The sequence below is a fragment of the Faecalicatena contorta genome (assembly GCF_022835095.1).
GTDB lineage: Bacteria > Bacillota > Clostridia > Lachnospirales > Lachnospiraceae > Faecalicatena > Faecalicatena contorta.
Genome location: NZ_BQNQ01000001.1, coordinates 3,552,827 through 3,573,058 on the forward strand (window position 1 = coordinate 3,552,827; position 20,232 = coordinate 3,573,058).

General features: G+C 45.5%; 13 protein-coding genes. 4 read left to right on the forward strand and 9 right to left on the reverse strand.

The window, feature by feature from the left end:
* Positions 1-48 precede the first annotated feature (48 nt).
* Entirely contained in the window at positions 49-1,245 is a 1,197-nt protein-coding gene (locus MWG26_RS16040; protein ID WP_025656693.1) for a MalY/PatB family protein, read from the reverse strand.
* A gap of 340 nt (positions 1,246-1,585) precedes the next feature.
* Between MWG26_RS16040 and MWG26_RS16045 the strand changes: the two genes are divergently transcribed.
* Together MWG26_RS16045 and MWG26_RS16050 are read left to right on the forward strand one after the other, a co-directional pair.
* Positions 1,586-4,366, forward strand: a complete 2,781-nt coding sequence (locus MWG26_RS16045) for a hybrid sensor histidine kinase/response regulator (RefSeq protein WP_025656692.1) — start codon at positions 1,586-1,588, stop codon at positions 4,364-4,366.
* 75 nt (positions 4,367-4,441) lie between these two features.
* Complete coding sequence (locus MWG26_RS16050) at positions 4,442-5,887, forward strand: GntR family transcriptional regulator (RefSeq protein WP_025656691.1); 1,446 nt, start codon at positions 4,442-4,444, stop codon at positions 5,885-5,887.
* Positions 5,888-5,986: 99 nt separating this feature from the next.
* On the opposite strand, the gene MWG26_RS16055 is transcribed toward MWG26_RS16050, so the two are convergent.
* Positions 5,987-7,180 carry a DUF4317 domain-containing protein gene (locus MWG26_RS16055; protein WP_025656690.1) on the reverse strand — a complete coding sequence of 398 codons (1,194 nt, stop codon included), beginning with the start codon at positions 7,178-7,180 and terminating at the stop codon, positions 5,987-5,989.
* A gap of 534 nt (positions 7,181-7,714) precedes the next feature.
* Between MWG26_RS16055 and MWG26_RS16060 the strand changes: the two genes are divergently transcribed.
* Positions 7,715-9,016: an MATE family efflux transporter gene (locus MWG26_RS16060; protein ID WP_044927155.1), complete on the forward strand. Its 1,302-nt coding sequence runs from the start codon at positions 7,715-7,717 to the stop codon at positions 9,014-9,016.
* Between the two features lie 87 nt (positions 9,017-9,103).
* Here MWG26_RS16060 and MWG26_RS16065 read toward each other — a convergent pair whose 3' ends face one another.
* Positions 9,104-10,381 (reverse strand): HD-GYP domain-containing protein, encoded by a 1,278-nt coding sequence (locus tag MWG26_RS16065; RefSeq protein WP_025656688.1) that lies wholly within the window; start codon positions 10,379-10,381, stop codon positions 9,104-9,106.
* 347 nt (positions 10,382-10,728) lie between these two features.
* On the opposite strand from MWG26_RS16065, the gene MWG26_RS16070 reads away from it, so the two are divergent.
* On the forward strand, positions 10,729-11,595 hold the full coding sequence (locus MWG26_RS16070; RefSeq protein ID WP_044927153.1) for a tyrosine-type recombinase/integrase: 867 nt from the start codon (positions 10,729-10,731) through the stop codon (positions 11,593-11,595).
* Positions 11,596-12,619: 1,024 nt separating this feature from the next.
* On the opposite strand, the gene mgrA is transcribed toward MWG26_RS16070, so the two are convergent.
* The 6 genes from mgrA to MWG26_RS16100 all read right to left on the reverse strand — a co-directional run bounded on the left by mgrA (position 12,620) and on the right by MWG26_RS16100 (position 20,203).
* On the reverse strand, positions 12,620-13,618 hold the full coding sequence (mgrA, locus tag MWG26_RS16075) for an L-glyceraldehyde 3-phosphate reductase (RefSeq protein WP_025656685.1): 999 nt from the start codon (positions 13,616-13,618) through the stop codon (positions 12,620-12,622).
* Between the two features lie 130 nt (positions 13,619-13,748).
* On the reverse strand, positions 13,749-15,065 hold the full coding sequence (locus MWG26_RS16080; RefSeq protein WP_181969560.1) for an MFS transporter: 1,317 nt from the start codon (positions 15,063-15,065) through the stop codon (positions 13,749-13,751).
* Positions 15,052-16,848 carry a sensor histidine kinase gene (locus MWG26_RS16085; RefSeq protein ID WP_025656682.1) on the reverse strand — a complete coding sequence of 599 codons (1,797 nt, stop codon included), beginning with the start codon at positions 16,846-16,848 and terminating at the stop codon, positions 15,052-15,054. Before MWG26_RS16085 ends, MWG26_RS16080 begins: the two co-directional genes overlap by 14 nt.
* 21 nt (positions 16,849-16,869) lie before the next feature.
* Positions 16,870-18,393, reverse strand: a complete 1,524-nt coding sequence (locus tag MWG26_RS16090; protein ID WP_025656681.1) for a response regulator transcription factor — start codon at positions 18,391-18,393, stop codon at positions 16,870-16,872.
* 85 nt (positions 18,394-18,478) lie between these two features.
* Positions 18,479-19,294, reverse strand: coding sequence for a carbohydrate ABC transporter permease (locus MWG26_RS16095; protein ID WP_025656680.1), 816 nt, complete (start codon positions 19,292-19,294; stop codon positions 18,479-18,481).
* A complete protein-coding gene (locus tag MWG26_RS16100; RefSeq protein WP_025656679.1) occupies positions 19,295-20,203 on the reverse strand; it encodes a carbohydrate ABC transporter permease in 909 nt (302 codons plus the stop codon).
* Between the last annotated feature and the right edge of the window lie 29 nt (positions 20,204-20,232).

Consider the following 20,232-nt stretch of genomic DNA (forward strand, 5'->3'; position numbering starts at 1 on the left):
GTGTCTTTCGATCCGATGTGGTTTTATCCAGTGAAACTTTACTCCTACTCATATGAATACATATTTTGCCAGTCTCTCCATAGCCTCTTCCACCAGAACCTTTGGAAGTGCCAGATTGACGCGGATAGAATATTTCCCATAGAACGGCCTTCCATCCTGCCATAAGACGCCGACTTCAACTCCCGCCCTTAAAAGATCATCCAGTGATTGTTCATGCTTTTTGCACCACGCTTCACAATCCAAAAACAGCATGTAAGTTCCCTCTGGTTTTGCCAAGGATACCCCTTCAAAATGATTGGTAATAAACTCGTATGCATAGTCGGCGTTTTCCCCCAGCACTGTCCTGAGTTCATCCACCCACTCTCTGCCCTCCTCTTTGTAAGCGCCGATCAGAGCATGCATGGACAGAACGTTGCAGGAATTATAGTGGGAAGCTGATGCATATTTTGCAATGCGGTCGCGCAGGTACGGCGCATAAATCACATGATATGAACCAATCAGTCCGGCCAGGTTAAATGTCTTGGATGGCGCATAGACGGCAATAGTCCGCTCCCTGGCATCCTCAGATACAGACTGCAGCGGGATATGAGTGTGCCCCGGCAGTGTCAGGTCTGCCCATATTTCATCCGATATCACAACACAGTCATATTTTTGAAATAAAACCATGGCCTGTTCAAGCTCTTCCCTATCCCAGACTCTGCCCGTAGGATTATGCGGGGAACAGAAGATTACGCAGTGAATGTGGTTATCACGAAGCTTTCTTTCCATGTCTTCCAGATCCATGCGCCATGCGCCGCCGTTGCTGCGCACTAATTCACTCAGAACGAGTTTTCGTCCTATACTTTCCACGGTTTTTGTAAATCCAATGTAGGCAGGGGCATGCATAAGCACTGTTTCTCCCGGAGCGGTAAACGCCTGGAGCGCGGATGATACACAGCCCAGAACCCCATTTTCATAGCCTATGTCCTCCCGCGTCATGCCCGTTACCCCGAAACGGTCTTTCTGCCAGTTAATAATACTGTCATAATATACATCCGGCATATCAAAATATCCGAAATGATGATGCTTCAGCCTGGCCTCCATTGCTTCAAGGATCGTCGGAAGCGTAGGGAAATTCATATCTGCAACCCACATCGGAATCCGTGTAAATCCTTTCTTGACCTCCACGCCCTCCATTGGGATAGTGTCCACTGCCAGCGCATCGTGTCCTGCCCGTTCCATGATTGTTGTAAAATCATATTTCATAACTTTGGTTTATCCTTTCCTCAATCGTTTTCCTGATTTTATTAAACTGTTTCTATTCTATACCGCATATTTCCGCCCGTCAAGACACCCTGCCCGTTTCCAAAAGCTGTATCCCTGCCGGTCTGCAGCAGTTCAGGCAGGTCTGAACTGTTACACCGATCTGTCCGGTCAGGCATGATAACCTCTACTGCCTATTGCTTTTCCTTATTTATTCAGATATAATATGAACTAGTATAATATGAACTAGCCTTATGGACTTATTGAAATGTTCTGTATTGCCAGCTGTCCTTAAGAAGTAATGATCACGAAACGATTTTCATATATTAAAGGAGATAAAATCATGGAACTGGAAAGAGATCCGGCTGTTAAAGAGCCCTCCGCTGTATTATCGGAAGATATTGCCGGCAAATATAATGCTTTTCTGGAAAACATCGGCTCCAGCGCATGCAGATTTATATTTGACAACGATCTGACTCTGCTGTATGCAAACAATAGTTTTTTCAAAAGCACAGGATATACAAAAAAAGAATTTCTGTCACACTTTACCAGTCTACGACTGTATCTTAAAAACCATATCACGGAATTCAAGAGCATTCAGAACGCTGCTGCTGATGCAGTCACCAAAAAGGAAACTGTTTTTACAGTGGATTTCACACTTCCGTTAAAACAAAACGGCGGCATCAAATGCCGCATGACAGGGAACCTAACAGGGGTGAGTGCCTCAGGCAGCCCTGTTTTTTCTGCCGTCCTGACAGATATCAGCGACCTGGCAGCTCAGAGTGAGGAAAAAGGAAAGTATTTTGAATGGATGATGGACAGCTATATGGGTAATATTTACATCAGTGATATAGAGACATATGAGCTTCTTTATCTGAATGCGGTCGCAGTTGAAACCCTAAAGACCCCAAAAGAAAAAGTAATCGGACATAAATGTTACGAAGTAATCCAGGGAAGGACTTCTCCATGTCCCTTCTGTACAAATAATAAGCTGCGAACAGATGAATTTTATGAATGGGAATTTCATAATCCAATTCTGGAACGTACTTTTATGATTAAAAACAGGCTTATTAACTGGAAAGGACATAAAGCACGCATTGAGCTTTCCCATGATATGTACAGTGCAGAGTATAAGCTGGCCAAAAAAGACCAGGAACGGGAAACGCTTCTCAGAACGATACCGGGAGGTTTCACCCGCCTGGACGCAAGGGATTTTAACACGGTTCTCTGGTACGGGGCAGAATTTTTAAAAATCATCGGATATACAAAAGAACAGTTTGAAACAGAACTTCATTCCCAGTGTTCTTACATACATCCCGGTGACAGGGACCGGCTGCACACCCTCTTGAAAAAGATGCAGCATACCGGCGGAAACATGATTACAGAGGCCCGTTTTATTACCCGCAGCGGTCAGACGAAGACGCAGACTCTGACACTGTACTACGCAGACGCTGAAAGCAGCTGGGACGGGATTCCTTCCTTTTACAGCGTATGTATCGATGTAACGGAAGAAAGAAGGGAACAGGAACGCCAGCGTAAAGCTCTGGAGGATGCATATCAGTCTGCCAAAGTAGCCAATTCTGCGAAGACCAACTTCTTATCCACTATGTCACACGACATACGGACTCCGATGAATGCTGTCATGGGGATGGCTGCCATTGCCCAGGCCAACCTCGACGAGCGGGATAAGGTCCGTGACTGTCTGAATAAGATCAATGTATCCAGCCGTCATCTGCTAAACCTTATCAATGAAGTGCTGGACATGTCTAAAATCGAGAGCGGAAATATCGATCTGCAGCCGGAAGAGGTGACTCTCCCGGATCTGATTCAGAATGTTTCCGATATTTGCAGGCCTCTCATTACAGAAAAAAAACTGAACTTTAAGATCAGTGTCAGCGATGTCCGGCACGAAAAGATTACTACAGATGGAGACCGGCTGCAGCAGGTTCTCATGAACCTCCTCTCTAACGCCATAAAGTACACGCCGGACGAGGGCACTGTCAGTCTGCAGATTAAAGAAATCCCGTCTGTGTCAGATAAAAAAGGACAATTTGAATTCATCGTAACAGACAATGGCATCGGAATGTCAGAAGATTTCATTCTGTTCATTTTTGAGCCGTTTTCCCGGGCCGAAGATTCCCGTATCAGCAAGATCCAGGGAACCGGCCTTGGACTTGCTATTACGGAAAATATTGTGCGCATGATGAATGGATCTATCGAAGCAGCAAGCCAGATAGGAAAAGGAAGCCAGTTCACCGTTACGCTGCAGTTTGATCTGATTGATGAAGATATCCCCCGTGACAGTGAACTGGAAGGGCTGCCAGTCCTTGTCGTAGATGACGATGAAATCGTATGCGAAAGTGCCGCTGCGCTTTTAAATGAGCTGGGCATGCGGGGCTCCTGGGTGCTCTCCGGAGCAGAGGCCGTCCGCCGCACCTCAGATGCACACCGCAGCGGGGATGACTTTTTTGCAGTTATCCTAGACTGGAAAATGCCGGAGATGGATGGATTAGAAACCTTAAAAGCGATCCGAAGCAATCTGGGGGAAGACGTACCTGTTATCATTATCTCCGCCTATGATTATTCTGATATCGAAGCAGAATTTTTGAGCGCAGGCGCGGATGCCTTTATTACAAAACCGCTGTTCAAATCCAAAATGCTGCATGTCCTGCAGACATTTTTAAACAGCGGCAGGCTGGAAACGGCTGCTTCCCAGGCAGAGATCGTTCATCCGGAGCTTGCCGGAAAACGTGTGCTGCTCGTGGAGGACAATGCCTTGAACCGTGAAATTGCCACTGAACTGCTCCAGATGCAGGAACTATTAATAGACACTGCTGAAAACGGGCGGAGAGCTCTTGATATGTTCGAGGCCTCGGAGCCCGGATACTATTCTGCAATCCTGATGGATATCCAGATGCCTGTCATGAACGGTTATGATTCCACAAAAGCAATTCGAGGCCTTGCGCGGGAAGATGCCAAGAATATTCCTATTCTTGCACTGACCGCCAACGCTTTTACCTCTGATATCGGAAAGGCATACAGCGCCGGGATGGATGACCATATTGCAAAACCCATTGACGTAACCCTGTTAATAGAAACTTTGCAGAGATACCTCTGCCTGTGATTTTATGTGCAAATCCTACCGCGGTATGATATGATAAAAAAAAGATCGTATTATATTCAGGAAAGGGATGACACAATGTCTAATTATAACAGCCAGGAACAAACAATCTACCGTAACCTTGCCGGTAAAATACAACTGGGTTTTTACGATGATGGTGCGCGCTTCCCATCTGCAAAAGAAATAGCCGAAATGTTTCAGGTGTCCTACTGCCCGGCCCAGAGAGCTCTCAAGATGCTGGAGGCTGAAGGACTTATTAAGTTGTGCCGGGGGAAGGCTACAATTGTACTGGCAAAGCCATTCCAGAATTATCTGGAGAGCGATATTTTTAAGCGGCGCAGCAAATCTCTACTGGATCTTGTCAAAGCCATAAAACTGCTCTCTCCCGCCATATGTTCCCACGGCGCAAGTCATATGGAAACGGGGGGTATTTTTGAACAGACTCACAGCCAAAGTCTGCCGTATCGAAACACGAATATGTGGATACAGTTTGAACAGTCGCTTTTTGCTCTGGGCAGCCATACAGCCCTCAGCCTGTACTACGATATCAGCGCGTTTGCCGGAAGTTCTTTTCTGGATATCCTCCGGCTGGTTTGCGGAGATCAAAAAGCTGGTATTCTTATACATAGCACGGCCGATGAATACCTGCGGTATATTCAAAATGATAAAAAATACGGATCTGCCATCACAACACGGCATCTTGATAAGCTTGCAGAAACTTTCTTTTGGATTATAGAAAACTATCTGGAGGATATGCCGCCCATTCCTGAAGACCTGAACCAGGAACTCTTTTACTGGGAACCGCAAAAGGGCCGAACCCGCTACTGTGATGTGGTGGCAATTGATTTGATCTGTAAAATCAACCAGGGCATTTACCCGGTGGGCACTTTGCTGCCGCATATTTCTGTTATTGCGGACACCTATCATATTTCAGAGATCACGGCCAGGCGTACGATTATGCTGATGAATAAGCTTGGGGTAGTGAAAACACTCAACGGAATCGGGACGCGGGTAATTTTTGCCGGTGATGCTTCGATTCCCCAAAAGCTCCAGGATCTGACTTTGGATGACAATATGATCATCTTCCTGGAAGCGCTGCAGTTTCTGGCCATTACGGGAGAGGCGGTTATGGCATACACTTTTCCGTATATTTCAGAACCACTTCTGGAAGACATTGTATATGCGGCATCAATCCCGGGGCATGAACGCTCCAGAGTCGCTACGGTGAGCGCCGTACTGCAGGCCATTGTCCGCAGCTGTCCACTGGCAGCAATACGCGAAATTTACAGCAAGCTCACACACCTGCTGTTAAAGGGCAGTATCCTACGCCTCGAGACTACCGGAAACGAATCCATTCCCGGATGGCCCGGGACCGTTGACTCTATTTTGAAAGGCTGCCAAACGCCTGATGGCACAGAACTGGCCGCCGCCTGCCGGCAGCTGTTCGTAAATAATTTTGTCTCAACCAAACAGACACTGCTGGATTTGGGAATTCATAAGGCTGAAAAAGTAACAGGATTTTAGAACAATAAACCTAAGGAATATAAGCGAGGCTGAAAGATGATTTTGAAATCACTTTTCAGCCCTTTTTATCCTCTTTTATTCACTTATTAATAAAAGCTCCTATTCATTCCAGGGCGGTTCTTCCTCCCCGGATTCAGAGTTTCCGGCAACGGTAATACTTCCGGGGGCCTTCATCGTGCGTACATTGATTCCATTTACCTCAATGTGGTCATCTACCGCGATAACCAGGCACTGCCTGCCATCGATCACTCTTGTTTCCACAAGATCCATCCGTTCCGGATTGACTTTGATGATAACATCCGGTGTTTCAATATTGAACTTTCTTGTCTCTGCAATATTTGCAGCAAGCAGGGAAGCCTTTTCTCCTGCCGTCTCCTCAAAGTTCTTATCGAATTCCTCCATCTTCTCGTTTGGCACTCCGCTCTTCTCAAATAACTTTTTTACATCGGTCTTGTCCAGCGCCAGCGGCTCCGGCTCTTCCTTATGTTCTTCAATCATATCGTTTAAAGTTTCATGGATGCTGCGGACAGTTTCGTAGTCGCCGTCTTCACCCAGCGTATCTTCGATCAGAAGCTGGAATGTCTCTTTCTGGGTGTCTGCGGACATAGGCATCTGTGCCCCCAGTACGCGGTCAATCATCTCTTCCTGCAGATCTTCTGACTTTTTCGTATAATACAGAACGCCATGGATATCCATATTACGATCTGTAAATGCTGGAAACAAAAAGCCCTTATCCGGCATGTCCACAATCCAGTCACGAATTCTGTCCTGAATCCGGTTGTCCTCCGCATTGTAGCAAAGGCCTGGCTTTGACAGGCTTACAGGACAAATGCTGCACAGGAGATATTCGTATACATTATCGGATGCGTCAAACATCTCCATATCATCGGATGATTTGCCTGGAATATCATACATTGCATGGATCAGGACAATATAATAATTCTCTTCATATATGTAACTGTCAATAATCTTATCATAGAATTCTTCTAGCAGCATATCATCTTCCAGCTTGCTGGCCCTGAGCTTCATCAAAAACTCCTGGGTCCCTCCGGGCATCTCTGCATCCAGCGGAAATTCCATGTTCAGCATATTGCGTCCCATTGCCCCTGATAATGTCTTTTTGAAAATATCAAAATATTTAAATGCTTCCTCCTCCGGCAGCGAGAGAAATGCATCTCTGGACTCCATTTTTTTATTCTTTTCATGGTCTACATAACATCCACAAATGCGGGTAATTGCACAGTTTGCAGGTGTAAACTGTTTTCTGATTTCAAGTACTTCTTTTTTATTCATTTATCTTCCCTCTTTCTTCTATTAACTTTGCATAGCCAATGTGTTTTGGTTCTGAACAGTAACTCTATTTTGTTACTATTCACGGCCTATGGACCGCGCATAGCAACGGCATCTGGCTCATTAAAAGTCGCCAGACGCGAGGAGCCAGATGCCCGGCCCCATCACTTTATTGGCTCGGATGCCGTGCAGCGTGGTGCACGGCCCCGTGAACAGTAACTCTATTTTACATCAAAACCTCTTTTCAGAAAAGCATTGATTTCTTTTTTTATCTGTGCTAGAGTATGTTTGTTATTACTATTCAGACCGTGCCATGCAACTCACTGAAAGCGACTCTAAGCGGACAGATGCCGGTTCTGCCATAGAACTTAACAATCGCCTGTTTCCTGCCGCCGGGTAGGAACCCTGAAGCATTCGTATGTCATACCATTAGGCCCTGGAAGGTATGAAACACGGATGTTTTTTTAATCTTTCTTATAAAATCAAGGACATACAGAAAATGCACGACATGATTGGATTAATTCTACGGAGGTTTATATGAAAACAGATTCTATTTTTCCGACTTTTATGAAATATGTCTCTGCCAATATTCTGGGAATGATAGGACTTTCCTGTTATATTCTGGCGGACACCTTTTTTATTGCCCGCGGAGTCGGGGCTGATGGGCTGACTGCTTTGAATCTTGCGATACCAGCCTACAGCTTCCTCAACGGACTGGGGCTGATGATCGGAATGGGAGGAGCCACCCGGTATTCGATAGCCGGAGGCAGCGGTGATACGCATTCACATAAAACCGTGTTCACTCAGGCCCTTTTATTTGTAACGGTACTGGCATCCCTGTTCTTTTTGGCAGGCCTGCTGTTTCCCTATCAGATCGCAGCCCTTCTGGGTGCAGATGAGTCCATTCTGCCGCTCACAGGGATATATCTGCGCATTCTTCTCATGTTTGCGCCCATGTTCATGCTGAACAATCTGCTGATCTGTTTTGTACGCAATGACAAAAAGCCACAGCTGTCCATGGCAGCCATGCTGGTAGGCAGCCTGTCCAATATTGTACTGGATTATGTCTTTATCTTTCCGCTCGGGCTGGGGATGGCAGGCGCTGCATTTGCCACAGGAGTTGCCCCTGTCGTCAGCATGCTGATCCTGTCCCGCCATTTCCGGCGGAAAGAAAACCAGTTCCATCTCTGCCGCATCAGACCTAGCTTGAAACGGATCAGGGATATATCTGCCCTGGGAGTCTCTGCCTTAATCGTGGAGGTCTCCTCGGGAATTGTGATGATTGTCTTTAACTTTCTGATTTTAAAAGACAGCGGAAATCTTGGGGTGGCGGCTTACGGAATCCTGGCCAACATAGCCCTGGTGTTGATCTCGATCTTCACCGGGATCTCCCAGGGTGTTCAACCCATTTTGAGCAGCTGTTTTGGGAAAAAAGAAACCAAAAATGTCAGGAACTTACTGCGCTATGCCCTGACTGCGTCCATCCTTTTTGCATGTATTTCCTATGGGGTCACCTATTTCTTCTCCGATGGGATCGTAGAGCTGTTCAATAAAGAGCGCAGCCCTGCTCTGCACGAAATCGCTGTGAACGGAATGCACATATACTTTACAGCCTTCCTATTCGCCGGTGCCAACATCATTTCGGCAGCATACTTCAGCGCTGTGGATAAACCAGGCCGTGCCTTCCTTATCTCCTGTCTGCGGGGTTTTCTCTTTGTCCTCCCACTGGCATTTATCCTGTCTGCACTGCTGGGGCTTAACGGAATCTGGCTTACCGTACCGGCGGCTGAATTCATGACTACCGCGGTGGTGCTTTTGCTATTTTGGACAAAGAAGTGAGGTCTGCGCCTGTATGAAGCGGGTGTCTGCGGGGCTGGGGAAATGATAGTTGGAGGTTCTGTGATACGCCGATTAATAGAACATCGACTATGCTAAATAACGGGTAAGTAATCTTCTATATTCCATTTGGATTCCATAATAGTTTTCCAGAGCAGGACTGCAGTTTTCTGCTACTTCGTCGACGATTTTGTCAAAGCTTTCTTGTATGACGGATATAATCACCGGATTTAGCTTTCCGCCCTTTGCCATTTCCCGAATAATTGAGAGAGTTCTTTCCTTAGAAAAGGCTTCTTTATAGCTGCGTGTCCCTAGAAGTGCACTGGCTATATCAGAGACAGCGACGATCTCCTCATCTAGCGTCATATCTTTTCCAGTGATTCCTTTTGGATAACCGCTGCCGTCTACTTTTTCATGATGCCGCAGAGCAATCCGGGTCACGTCGGAGTCAACACTTCCGCCCAGTATACGCTCTGTGATATCTACGTGTGTCCTCATGATATTCATCGCCTGCGTGCTGAGCTTTCCGGGGAATTCGAGTATCTCTACCGGAATCCCGATCTTCCCAAGATCATGGAGCATGGCGCCATATCGGATCCTCTCCGTTCGTTCCGGGGTTATACCCATATGCCTTGCAACCGAACAACTGATACTGGTAGTTGTAATGGTATGTGTTACCGTGTGCTGGCTGCGGAAATCAATTGCATAAATCAGCATTCCCAGGTACTGCCTGCACTCCGTATCGGTAAGTTTCATATTCGATAAGATCCCTTTTGTTTCAATATCGCCCTTTTGAAGTTTTGCAAAAAGAGCATATTCCTGGTCTGCCTTTAAAAACAAATCTATTACATGGTCTGTAAATTGTTTGCCGCGCTTTTCTTCCAGAAAAGCTGCCGCCCTGGTTCTGACCTCTTCCAGGGTGCTCCCTTGTCTGAAACTTCTGCTGAAAATCTCCATCCTGTCGGCCAGATTGATCATCTGTGCGGCCCCCCGGATTCCCGGTGTCAGGCGCGGAAGAGCCCCAGCCGCTGTATGATGAAACAACACCGCCTCAGCCCAATCTTTTAAAGGAGAAAGGTAACGTAAAAAGACATATCCATATATGGAATGCTCCCAGACATCTCCTGTCTCAAATTCAACCATCCTGTCAATCTCTTCCGTCTTATATGCGCCTATATCGTGCAATACCGAAAGGAGACAGATGTCCTGCTTTTCCTGTCTGCTGTAACTGCCTTCGGCGTCCATCATATGTGATACGAGGAAAGCCACCCGGACTCCGTGATCCACAAGTCTGGTGTCCACCTCATTCAAAGTACGCTGAATTAACCCAACAATATTGTCGCTGTTTATTACAGTATTTACCCCCATCCCAACTCCCTGTCATCCAGTCAGCATATCTGTAAAAGGCCGGTATTGTGATTTTCCCCGGATCCTCAATACATTCCGCTGCCTGCCGATCCCTTTCTATGTAATAATACTTTTATTTTGCATGCATCCTCAAAATAAGTCAAGCCGAATCCATACATTATCTATACGTTCCCACACGGCGGCAGTTCATGCCTGTATGAACTGTTACTGCGCATGAAAATCGCTTTGCAGGATAAAATACAAAGTATGTTTAAGGCGCATGAAGCATTATGCCCTTTGGACGGGTTTGCAGCATGGCAGCAAAATAAGATATATTTATTACTATCACATTTTATGGAGGTATCTAGATGGACAATATAAGTGAAAAATTTACGTTTAACCCCGAAGAAGCTCTGGAGGATTTTCAGGCATATCTGTATGAACGCGAGAATGCAAAGGCGACGATATCAAAGTATATAACAGATATCCGGACCTTTTATAAATATCTGGAAGGAAATTATGAGATTGATAAAAAATGTATTGTTTCATATAAGGAATGGCTTTATCCCAAATACAAAGCTGCGAGTATCAACTCGATGCTGGTAGCATTGAACCAGTTTTTGGAATTCTGGGGATTGGGAAGATGGAAAGTAAAAAGACTGAAAGTACAAAAGCAGTTATTTATACCTGAGGCAAAAGAAATGACAAAACAAGATTATAAGAATCTAATTGAAGCAGCAAAAAGCAGACATAATTCCCAGCTGGCCATGAGCATAGAGGCGCTCGCGGCAACAGGTGCAAGGGTTAGTGAATTGGTGTTTTTTACTGTGGAAAGCATAAAAAAGGGGGCTATCACCATTTCGAATAAAGGAAAGCACAGAACCATACTGATTTCAGATGCCTTGAAAAAAAAGTTACTTTACTATGCCGTTAAAAATGGGATAACTCAGGGATGTATATTTGTCACAAGAAATGGAAAGCCCAAAGACAGAAGTAATCTATGGCGGGAAATGAAGGCACTCGGCGTAATTTCAAAAGTCCCGGAACAAAAAATATTCCCACACAATCTAAGGCATCTCTTTGCCCGCGCCTATTATAAACTTACAAATGATATAGCCGGTCTCGCGGATCTCCTGGGCCACAGCAATCTGGATGTAACAAGGATATATACTGCAAACACAGCGGAAAATTACAGAAAACTGATTCAACGGCTTGGACTTGTAACAGAGCAATAAAAAAGACACCCTGGTGTTTTTAACAACATAATATTAGTTATGTTGTAGCTCTATGCCTTGTTATCGTTTATATTGAATAAAGGGGGCCCATATTAGAAACTAAAACTTGACATGACTTTTTAAAACTGTTAAATTATTAGATATAAATAATTGTTGCTATGTATGGCTGATTTACAGACTTCCTTGATTTAACAACATAACTAATATTATGTTGTTTAATGTTTTAGGATGTCTTTTTTAACTTCTTTGCCTCAACAACATAACTAATATTAAGTTGTTAGTAGTTCATTGAGAAGTCAAAGAAAAGAGAGGATGAGATAAAATTTACAATTTTTGAAGACAAATGCTGCTTCCCTGAATGATCTATTTCGTTCAATTCCGAAAGCAGTGTTAGTTTCATGTGCCTTAAAACACTCATTTCCTATCCAAATCGGCCCAGCCAGCCGATTTCAGGGAATAGCCAAACAAACTCAGGTATATAAAAATGATGCCGCCGATAATTCATATAGATATCTCCGCAGCCTTTAATCCCTCCTAAGAATTAATGGCTGCGGGGAAAAACAGATCAAAGGGAGAATACATAAGATGAGCAAAATTAAATACCCATTGCATAAGCTAAAATACTGCAGGAAATGTATGAATGAAACATTTGGTATGAATTTACAAAGAAAAGACCTATACGTCTATTCCTACCCCATGAAATGCAGCCGCTGTGGAGAATCCAAAAATATAATCTACAAAGCCCGATTTCCCTATAACCTTATCCTCCGTTCCAAAATAAACCACATGCCCGACCTGGAAGCAAAATTCAACGATTAAAAACCTTCTAACCTAAATACCTTACAATCCGCTAAACACATACGCCGCACACCGCAGCTTCCTTCCCAAGTGAACCGCCATACCGGCCTGATGCGCCAGCCGGGGCGGAGCCGGATATGTGGCGTACCCGGCTCCGCCCATTCATGAACAGCCCGGGTACGCCACATATCCGGCTCCGCCCCGGCATCCCTCCATCCACATCGCCTCATTTACTAAGCGCATCTATAGCTCTCAATTCCTCGTCTGAAAATGTTCTGTTATGTATGATCTCTATATTCTCCGTAATCTGCTCCGGCCTGGAAGCTCCAATCAATACGCTTGTAATATCATTATCCTTTAGTATCCAAGACAATGCCATCTGAGCCAGAGTCTGTCCCCTTTCAACAGCAAGCGCATTTAATCCCTTTATCTGCTCAAGTCTTGTCTCTGTCAGGCTGTCTTTCTTTAAAAAACGTGGATCCCTGGCGATCCGGCTATCCCTGGGAATACCATGCAGATACTTATCGGTCAAAAGCCCCTGTGCCAACGGGCTAAAACAGATGATTCCCAAACCCGCTGCGGAGGCAGCTTCTTTTACGCCATCTTCCTCGATTGTCCGGTCAAAGATGGAATATCTGCGCTGGTTAATAATCAGCGGACACTTCAGATCCTTCATAATTTCCATTGCCTGAATCGTATGTTTCCTGTCGTAATTAGAGATTCCTGCGTACAATGCTTTTCCACTGTGTACCGCCTGCGCAAGCGCCATCATGCTTTCTTCCACAGGGGTATCCGGATCCATGCGGTGATGGTAGAAGATATCCACATATTCCAGATCCATACGCTTCAGGCTCTGGTCCAGGCTCGCCAGCAGGTGTTTTTTGCTTCCAAAATTCCCGTAAGGTCCTTCCCACATATCATAACCGGCCTTTGTACTAATCACCAATTCATCTCTGTATACCCCAAGGTCTTTTGCCAGTATCCGGCCAAAATTTTCTTCCGCACTGCCCGGTACCGGACCATAATTGTTAGCAAGGTCAAAATGTGTTATGCCATGGTCAAACGCTGTCCGGCATAAAGCCCTCATATTCTCAAAATCACAATTGCTTCCAAAATTATGCCATAATCCAAGCGACACGGCCGGAAGCTGAAGCCCGCTTTTCCCACTGTGCAGATAATGCATTTCCCCGTATCGATTTTCAGATGCTTTGTAGTCTGCTCCCATCATATACCTCCTGATTCTTATTTACATACGGCTGTCCACAACTTTAGATGCATCTGCCGAAAGGCATTCCTTTTCTCATACCCGCAGGCGGGTCTGCATCCAGCCGGTCATATATCTGTTTTTTATTGTATCATAATTCATGCTGCCTGTTTAAATCACTTTCTATCTCCGGATATTGTTCATCCAATGTATAAAACGAAATCAAAATGATGACTGCTGCCGACAGCAGAAAGGGAAGTCCGGCAAAATTCACGCGAATTGCAAACAGCGTCTCTGCGCCCCCGGCATTTCCTGCCTGATAGCCGCCCAGTTTTAAAACAAAAGCACATATGTAGCCGGAACAGGCGATCCCCAGCTTCTGTACCAGAGCTATCATAGAGGTAAGAAAGCCCTGAGGCCTCACTCCCGTCTTCCACTGAGAGTAGTCTATTACCTGCGAAAGCATAACAAAAACCATCCCTGTGGCCATGGCCCAGCCAATGCTGGCTGTTATATGAAATAAGATTACTGCCACTACATTTTTACCTGCTGCCCAGGTTCCCGCCATGGACACACACCATAATATATTTCCGCTTCTCACGCAAAACCGCATTCCCCGCCTTCTTGCGATGGACGGCAGTACAAAGGCAACGGCAACCGAGGCCAAGGGCATAATCGATAGAAAAAGGGAGCTTAACGTTTCCTGCCCTAGATAATATTTAGTATAATACAGGGTTCCCTGATTCCTTATCATCATATAGGTAAGGCTCAAGAACTGTACGCCGCAGAGTACCAGCCAGTGCCTGTTATCCTTTGCAGCCTTCAGGGATCGGAGGATTCCGCCCTTTTCCTGTCCCTTTCCGGGCTTCACCCGCTCCACTACATTCGCAGCGCACACGAGGGAACTGCACAGGAAAATAATACCAAACAGGACTGCCGCCAGCATAAAGCCCTGTCTTTTGCTGCTCCCCAGTTCGTTTACAAGCCACAGTGTACAGGCGGTTACAAAGATACCGCCGCAGTTCGCCCCAACATTTTTAAAAAGATTAAATACGATCCGATCTTCCTGTCTGCCGCTCAGCACGGTCAGCATCGTTGAATAAGGAACATTGATAAATGCATACAACAGGCTGAACAGGACATAAATCATTGCCGCATAGAAAACTTTACCCTGTTCTGAAAAAGAAGCCGGTGAATAAAATAATGCACACATCAGCAGACATACCGGAAGTATCCCTGCTGCAATAAAGGGCCTGCACTTTCCATAACAGGTATCCGTACGGTCTACGATAAATCCCATAACAGGGCTGAATACTGCATCTACCGTCCTTCCAGCCAGCAGGATCACACCGATGGCTCCCAGATCCAGCTTTGCTGCGTCTGTATAAAAAAACATTAGATATGTTGATACAAATGTAAAAATACCATTTCCCGAAAAATCGCCCAGCCCAAAACTAATCTTTTCCAACTTCGACGGGCTGCTCATTTTCTGCTCGCTCAAGTCTGTCTTCATCGGTTTTTTGGTATCTGCGGTACGGTATTGTCACCGTTACCCTGGTACCCACTCCTTCCTCACTGACAATCTGAAGACCGTATCCGTCCCCATATATTTCTGCAATTCGTCTGCTGACATTAGCCACGCCGATCGTCCGCATCTTTCCTTTGATTTCTTCATCCGAAGCCAGAAGCTCCTCCACCTTATCACGGCTCATCCCAATCCCGTCATCAACTACGCGGATGACCAGGCATTCCTCTTCTCTGCGCGCCTCGATGCAGAGCCTTCCCGGCTCAATTTTACCCGCCAGCCCGTGAAAAATCGCATTTTCTACAATTGGCTGTATCAGGACATTTGGCACCTCACAGTCCAGCACATCCTCATCAACCTGATAATCTGTCTGAAAACGGTCCGGATACCGGTATTCCTGAATCGTCAGGTAGTTCCTGATGTTCTTCACTTCCTGCCTCATGCTGATGTATATGCTGTCCTTTTCCACCCGCAGCGTATCCTGAAGCAGAGATATGAACGCATTCGCAAATTTTACGATATCGGTGTCTCCTTTCATCTGTGCCATATACACGATGGAGTTCAGTGTATTGTAGATAAAATGGGGATTAATCTGCAGCATAAGCCTGTTAATCTCCATTTCCCGTATATTTTTCTCATGCTCTACAGATTCTTCCAGCAGATTCTGCAGATCCTGCACCATACTGTTAAAAGAGTCCCCCAGGATCTCAAGCTCATCATTAGTATGTATATCCACTTCTACGGCAAAATCACCGGTACGCACTTTCTCGGCAGCCGCATGCAGCTGTCCCACAGGCCTGGTAATCCGGTTGATAAAGTAGTAGATCAGAACAACCAGCAGGGTAATGGCAGCCGCAAATGTCATCAAAAAAAGCTTCTGCATTGTGGATAGCTTATTTCCGATCTGATCGCTGTACACCTCGGAAACCATGATCCAGCCGTCCGAGAAACTTCGGTTGCAGAGTATCACATTGCCGTTTTCCAGCCGGTACTTACTGTTTTCATTTTCAGCGATTGCATCATAGGGCAGTGTCAGCTTCCCACTGCCTAAGATTTTATTTCCCCATCTGTCATAAAGGGCATACCCCTTCAGCAGATTGTCATCCAGTTCCGCCTTCGCAATCAACTCTTTAAAATCCACATGGATGATCAGATCCCCCATGACATCCCGTCCGTTCTGGATGTCCTTAAATGTCATTACATAACTAATCACATCGCTCTGCCACCCGGCTTGCGAAGAAAGATAGGAGTGCAGCGTCGTAAAACCCGACTGCACATCATGCGCTTTAAATTCCTGATACCAGGCTTCCTCTTCCTGCTGAAACACACTCTCATACTGGTTAGTGGAAAATGTTTTGCCGTCCGGAGTGATGACAATAACACTGCTCAAATATGGCTGCATATTTGTATAGGACGAAATAAGCCGCCTTACTTTGTCATGGCTGACCAAAGCCGCAAAGCTGTCCTTTGTACGGCTCTCCTTGATAAGGTTCTGGAGTTCGGATAAAATGACGATCTGTTTTGCCACACCTTCCACAGACTCCTGCACATACTCCAGCTGATGGCTGGTCTGCTCCAATTTCTGCTGCTCGTCCATAATAATCTGTTCTTCCATTGTCCCAAACACATTGTGGTATATTACAAAGCTGCTGATCCCGTAGGTAACTGACATAATCAGCAGCACGGACACGATCAGTTTAAATTTTAATGTATACCGCAGTCTCATATGGCTGTCCCCCCTCCCTGATCATCGCAGCCGGCGCGCATATTCACTGGGGCTGATTCCCTCATATTTCTTGAATACATAGCTGAAGTACTGGCTGGACGTGAATCCGGCCTTCTCATAAACACTGGTAATCCGCTCGCCGTTTTTAATCAGCTCTTTGGCACGGTTGATGCGGTATTCGGTCAGATAATCCACAACCGTTGTTCCGATCTCCTGCTTAAAACATTTTCTTGTATGACCCTCTGAGAGCTGAACCGCCTCAGCAATATCCTGCAGGGAAATGTTTTCTGCATAATGCTGCTGTATGTATTCCAGAATTAACAATACTTTTCTGGAGTACTGTTTTTCATCCTGCTCACGCAGGTGGTGAAATATATCGGATACTATTTTCTGCATATATTCCCTGGCCTCTCCGGCGGAATAAAATTCATTTTGCACCGGAATGGCATTGAAATCCACCTTTTTTCGCATGGCATATCTCTTTATCACACCGTGCAGTTCCTGCAGCATTCTGGTGAATTCCTGTATAGTGTAAGCCGCAGCCTCCTCAAATAAGCGGTCAATCAAGGCCTTTGCCTCTGTTTCCTTCTCACCATCCAAAATTCCAACGAGGTCAGACATATAAACTTCCGTCTGCCGGTCCGCACGAAGTACGTTTTCCACATCGCTCTGATGATAGGTCCTGTCTCTTCCCATACAGAGCATATGCTGGGAGAGCCTGGAAATACGCCTGTAAGCCTGCGGAAGATCTGTAAAATTCCGAAAGACATCTGAAATAATGGCAGATGCCGGGATGCCTGCCTCCTTATATAACTGCAGCATTTTCTCTGCCGACTGTTCCAGCAGCACCGTACTGTCGGACACGACTTCATGAATGAAGAAAACAGCGGCCCACATTTCCTCCGACAGCCTGACCGCTCCCCGGCAGGTGATGCCCTCCGGGTATTCCAGTTCTTCCAGCTGCATGCTTTCAAAGTTTACATGCTCCTCATACACCGTCTGCATACAAACAGGATGGATCCGCTTCACCGCAGTCAGGGCAAATCTGTTCAGCGTGCTGCCTTTATAAATATTTTCCATGCCTTCTGTCCGGCTGCTTTCGCTTTCCAGAAACTGCTTCAGATTATATTCCTGATAGGTATGGAGCTGCTTTCTTTCCAGCCTGACCTGTTCCATAATACTGCGGATCTCTTTGCCTAGACTTTCGGGGGTGAGTTCATTTTTCAGCAGATAATTACTCACCCCAAGCTCCATTCCTCTCTTCACATAATCAAATTCCCGATAGGAAGTAAGCAGCACGATGATTTGGTTTTTATTCTGCTGCAGAATCCGCTCTGCCAGAACCAGCCCATTCATAACCGGCATGCTGATATCTACAAATACAATATCCGGCTGTACCTTTGGGATTTCCTCCAGCGCAGTCGGACCATGGAGAGCCTCTCCCACCACTTTGCAGGCAGGAGAAAGCCCTTCTATTAATCTCTTAAAATACTCAATCGCCATCTTTTCGTCATCGACGATGTAAAGCTTCACATAATTATCCATAAGAATTACCTCATTCCCTGTAATTCCTCTATTGTACCTTATTCTACAGCCTGCTGCAAACCGAGAAAAACTCTCTTTGTCTTCTCTAGCCTTTAACGGCACCCGCGGTGAGGCCTTTAATAAAGCTCTTGGAACCGCAGATGAACATGATAAGCAGCGGAATTGTTGCAAGGAGCAGGCCGGAAAGCTGCGCGCCATAATCTGTACGGTAGGCATTGGCCAGGCTCTTGATAAAGATCGGTATCGTGTTAAGGCTTTCGTTGTTAACAAATACAAGCGGTACCAGGTAGCTGTTCCAGGACCAGAGGAAAATTAAAAGGCACAGTGTTAGTACGCCCGGTCTGATACAGGGGAACACCATTCCAAAAAAGATCTTCAGTTCTCCTGCCCCGTCAATTCTGGCGCTTTCAACGATTTCCATCGGCATGGAACCATTGATAAACTGTATCATCCAGAACGCACCAAATCCATTGGCAAACCACAGCAGAATCATGGGCCATAATGTCCCCGTCAGGTGCAGGGTCCGCATCTCGATCATATATCCGATGATACCGATCTGTGTCGGCACCATCATGGTCAGCATAATAAAATTCATCAGCGCTTTTTTAAACTTAAAATCATAGACAAGCATGGCATACCCAACCATAGCGCTTACCAGAACACAGACTGCCATGGAAACTACGGAGATAAACAGGCTGTTTCCATAGGACTGCAGGAAGTTGGACTGAAACACGGTTGCAATATTCTTCCCGAAATAATCAGATGGCAGAAACGGCATGCTCTGGAATATCTGTTCCGTTTTGTACGTCGACATTGTGATCATCATGTAAAAAGGAAACAGGGAAATAAATGATATGATGGCCAAAATGACATAAGATAATGAACTTGTTAACTTTTTCATTTATTTTCCCTCCTTTTTATTCATCAGCTTCATGCCGACCAGTGATGTGATTACAATAATAATAAAGAGTGTTGTCGCAACAGCAGAGCCGTATCCCAGTCTTGCTGTGGATCCAAATGCCACGTCATAGAAGTTCCACACCATTGTCAGGCATGATCTGTCCGGTCCTCCGATGACACTCGTTGTGGAGACGTTGAACATCAGGTTTGGTTCGTCAAACAGTTGAAGTGCATAAATTAGGCTCGTGATCACAATAAATATTGTGATTGGTTTTAAAAGCGGCAGCGTAATCTTAAAAAATGTTTTTACCGGACCTGCGCCGTCTACCTTTGCTGCTTCGTATATATCCTCCGAGATAGAAGTAATTCCCGCCAGATAGAGTGCCATATAATATCCGGTCGTTTTCCAGATAATCATAAATCCGATAACCAGCGGTGCGAATTTGGCATTGCCCAGCCAGTTGATCCCCTCCCCACCGAAAAATGAGAGAATTTTGTTTATAATTCCTGTATTCCAGTCAAAAAGGAACGTGAAGATCAGGCCGATTGCAACCGGTGTGGTGATGTAAGGCAGAAAATTAATTGTCTGAAATACATTACGGAATTTTTTCAGGTTACTCAAGAATGCTGCCAGCACCAGTCCCAGGAAGATGGACAGCGGAAATCCCAGCACCATGATATACAGCGTATTCCCCAGTGATTTCCAGACCGTCTTGTCCTGGGTAAAGATGCGCACATAGTTGTCCAATCCGATAAACACTTTATCTCCGATTCCACTCCAGTCATGGAAACTTAAAAATACAGAGTACAGAATAGGGAACAAGTTAAATGCCAGAAAGAAGATGATGAATGGCGCCACAAAAAATAACGGCCATAAGATTGTATATTTTTTATTGCCTTTACTGTTCATAGATATTTCTCCTTACATTTTGCCGGCAT

Bases quoted from the DNA above. Each gene is read 5' to 3' on its own strand.
- MWG26_RS16040 (WP_025656693.1), bottom strand. From the start codon at position 1,245: ATGAAATATGATTTTACAACAATCATGGAACGGGCAGGACACGATGCG.
- MWG26_RS16045 (WP_025656692.1), top strand. From the start codon at position 1,586: ATGGAACTGGAAAGAGATCCGGCTGTTAAAGAGCCCTCCGCTGTATTA.
- MWG26_RS16050 (WP_025656691.1), top strand. From the start codon at position 4,442: ATGTCTAATTATAACAGCCAGGAACAAACAATCTACCGTAACCTTGCC.
- MWG26_RS16055 (WP_025656690.1), bottom strand. From the start codon at position 7,180: ATGAATAAAAAAGAAGTACTTGAAATCAGAAAACAGTTTACACCTGCA.
- MWG26_RS16060 (WP_044927155.1), top strand. From the start codon at position 7,715: ATGAAAACAGATTCTATTTTTCCGACTTTTATGAAATATGTCTCTGCC.
- MWG26_RS16065 (WP_025656688.1), bottom strand. From the start codon at position 10,381: ATGGGGGTAAATACTGTAATAAACAGCGACAATATTGTTGGGTTAATT.
- MWG26_RS16070 (WP_044927153.1), top strand. From the start codon at position 10,729: ATGGACAATATAAGTGAAAAATTTACGTTTAACCCCGAAGAAGCTCTG.
- mgrA (WP_025656685.1), bottom strand. From the start codon at position 13,618: ATGGGAGCAGACTACAAAGCATCTGAAAATCGATACGGGGAAATGCAT.
- MWG26_RS16085 (WP_025656682.1), bottom strand. From the start codon at position 16,848: ATGAGACTGCGGTATACATTAAAATTTAAACTGATCGTGTCCGTGCTG.
- MWG26_RS16090 (WP_025656681.1), bottom strand. From the start codon at position 18,393: ATGGATAATTATGTGAAGCTTTACATCGTCGATGACGAAAAGATGGCG.
- MWG26_RS16095 (WP_025656680.1), bottom strand. From the start codon at position 19,294: ATGAAAAAGTTAACAAGTTCATTATCTTATGTCATTTTGGCCATCATA.
- MWG26_RS16100 (WP_025656679.1), bottom strand. From the start codon at position 20,203: ATGAACAGTAAAGGCAATAAAAAATATACAATCTTATGGCCGTTATTT.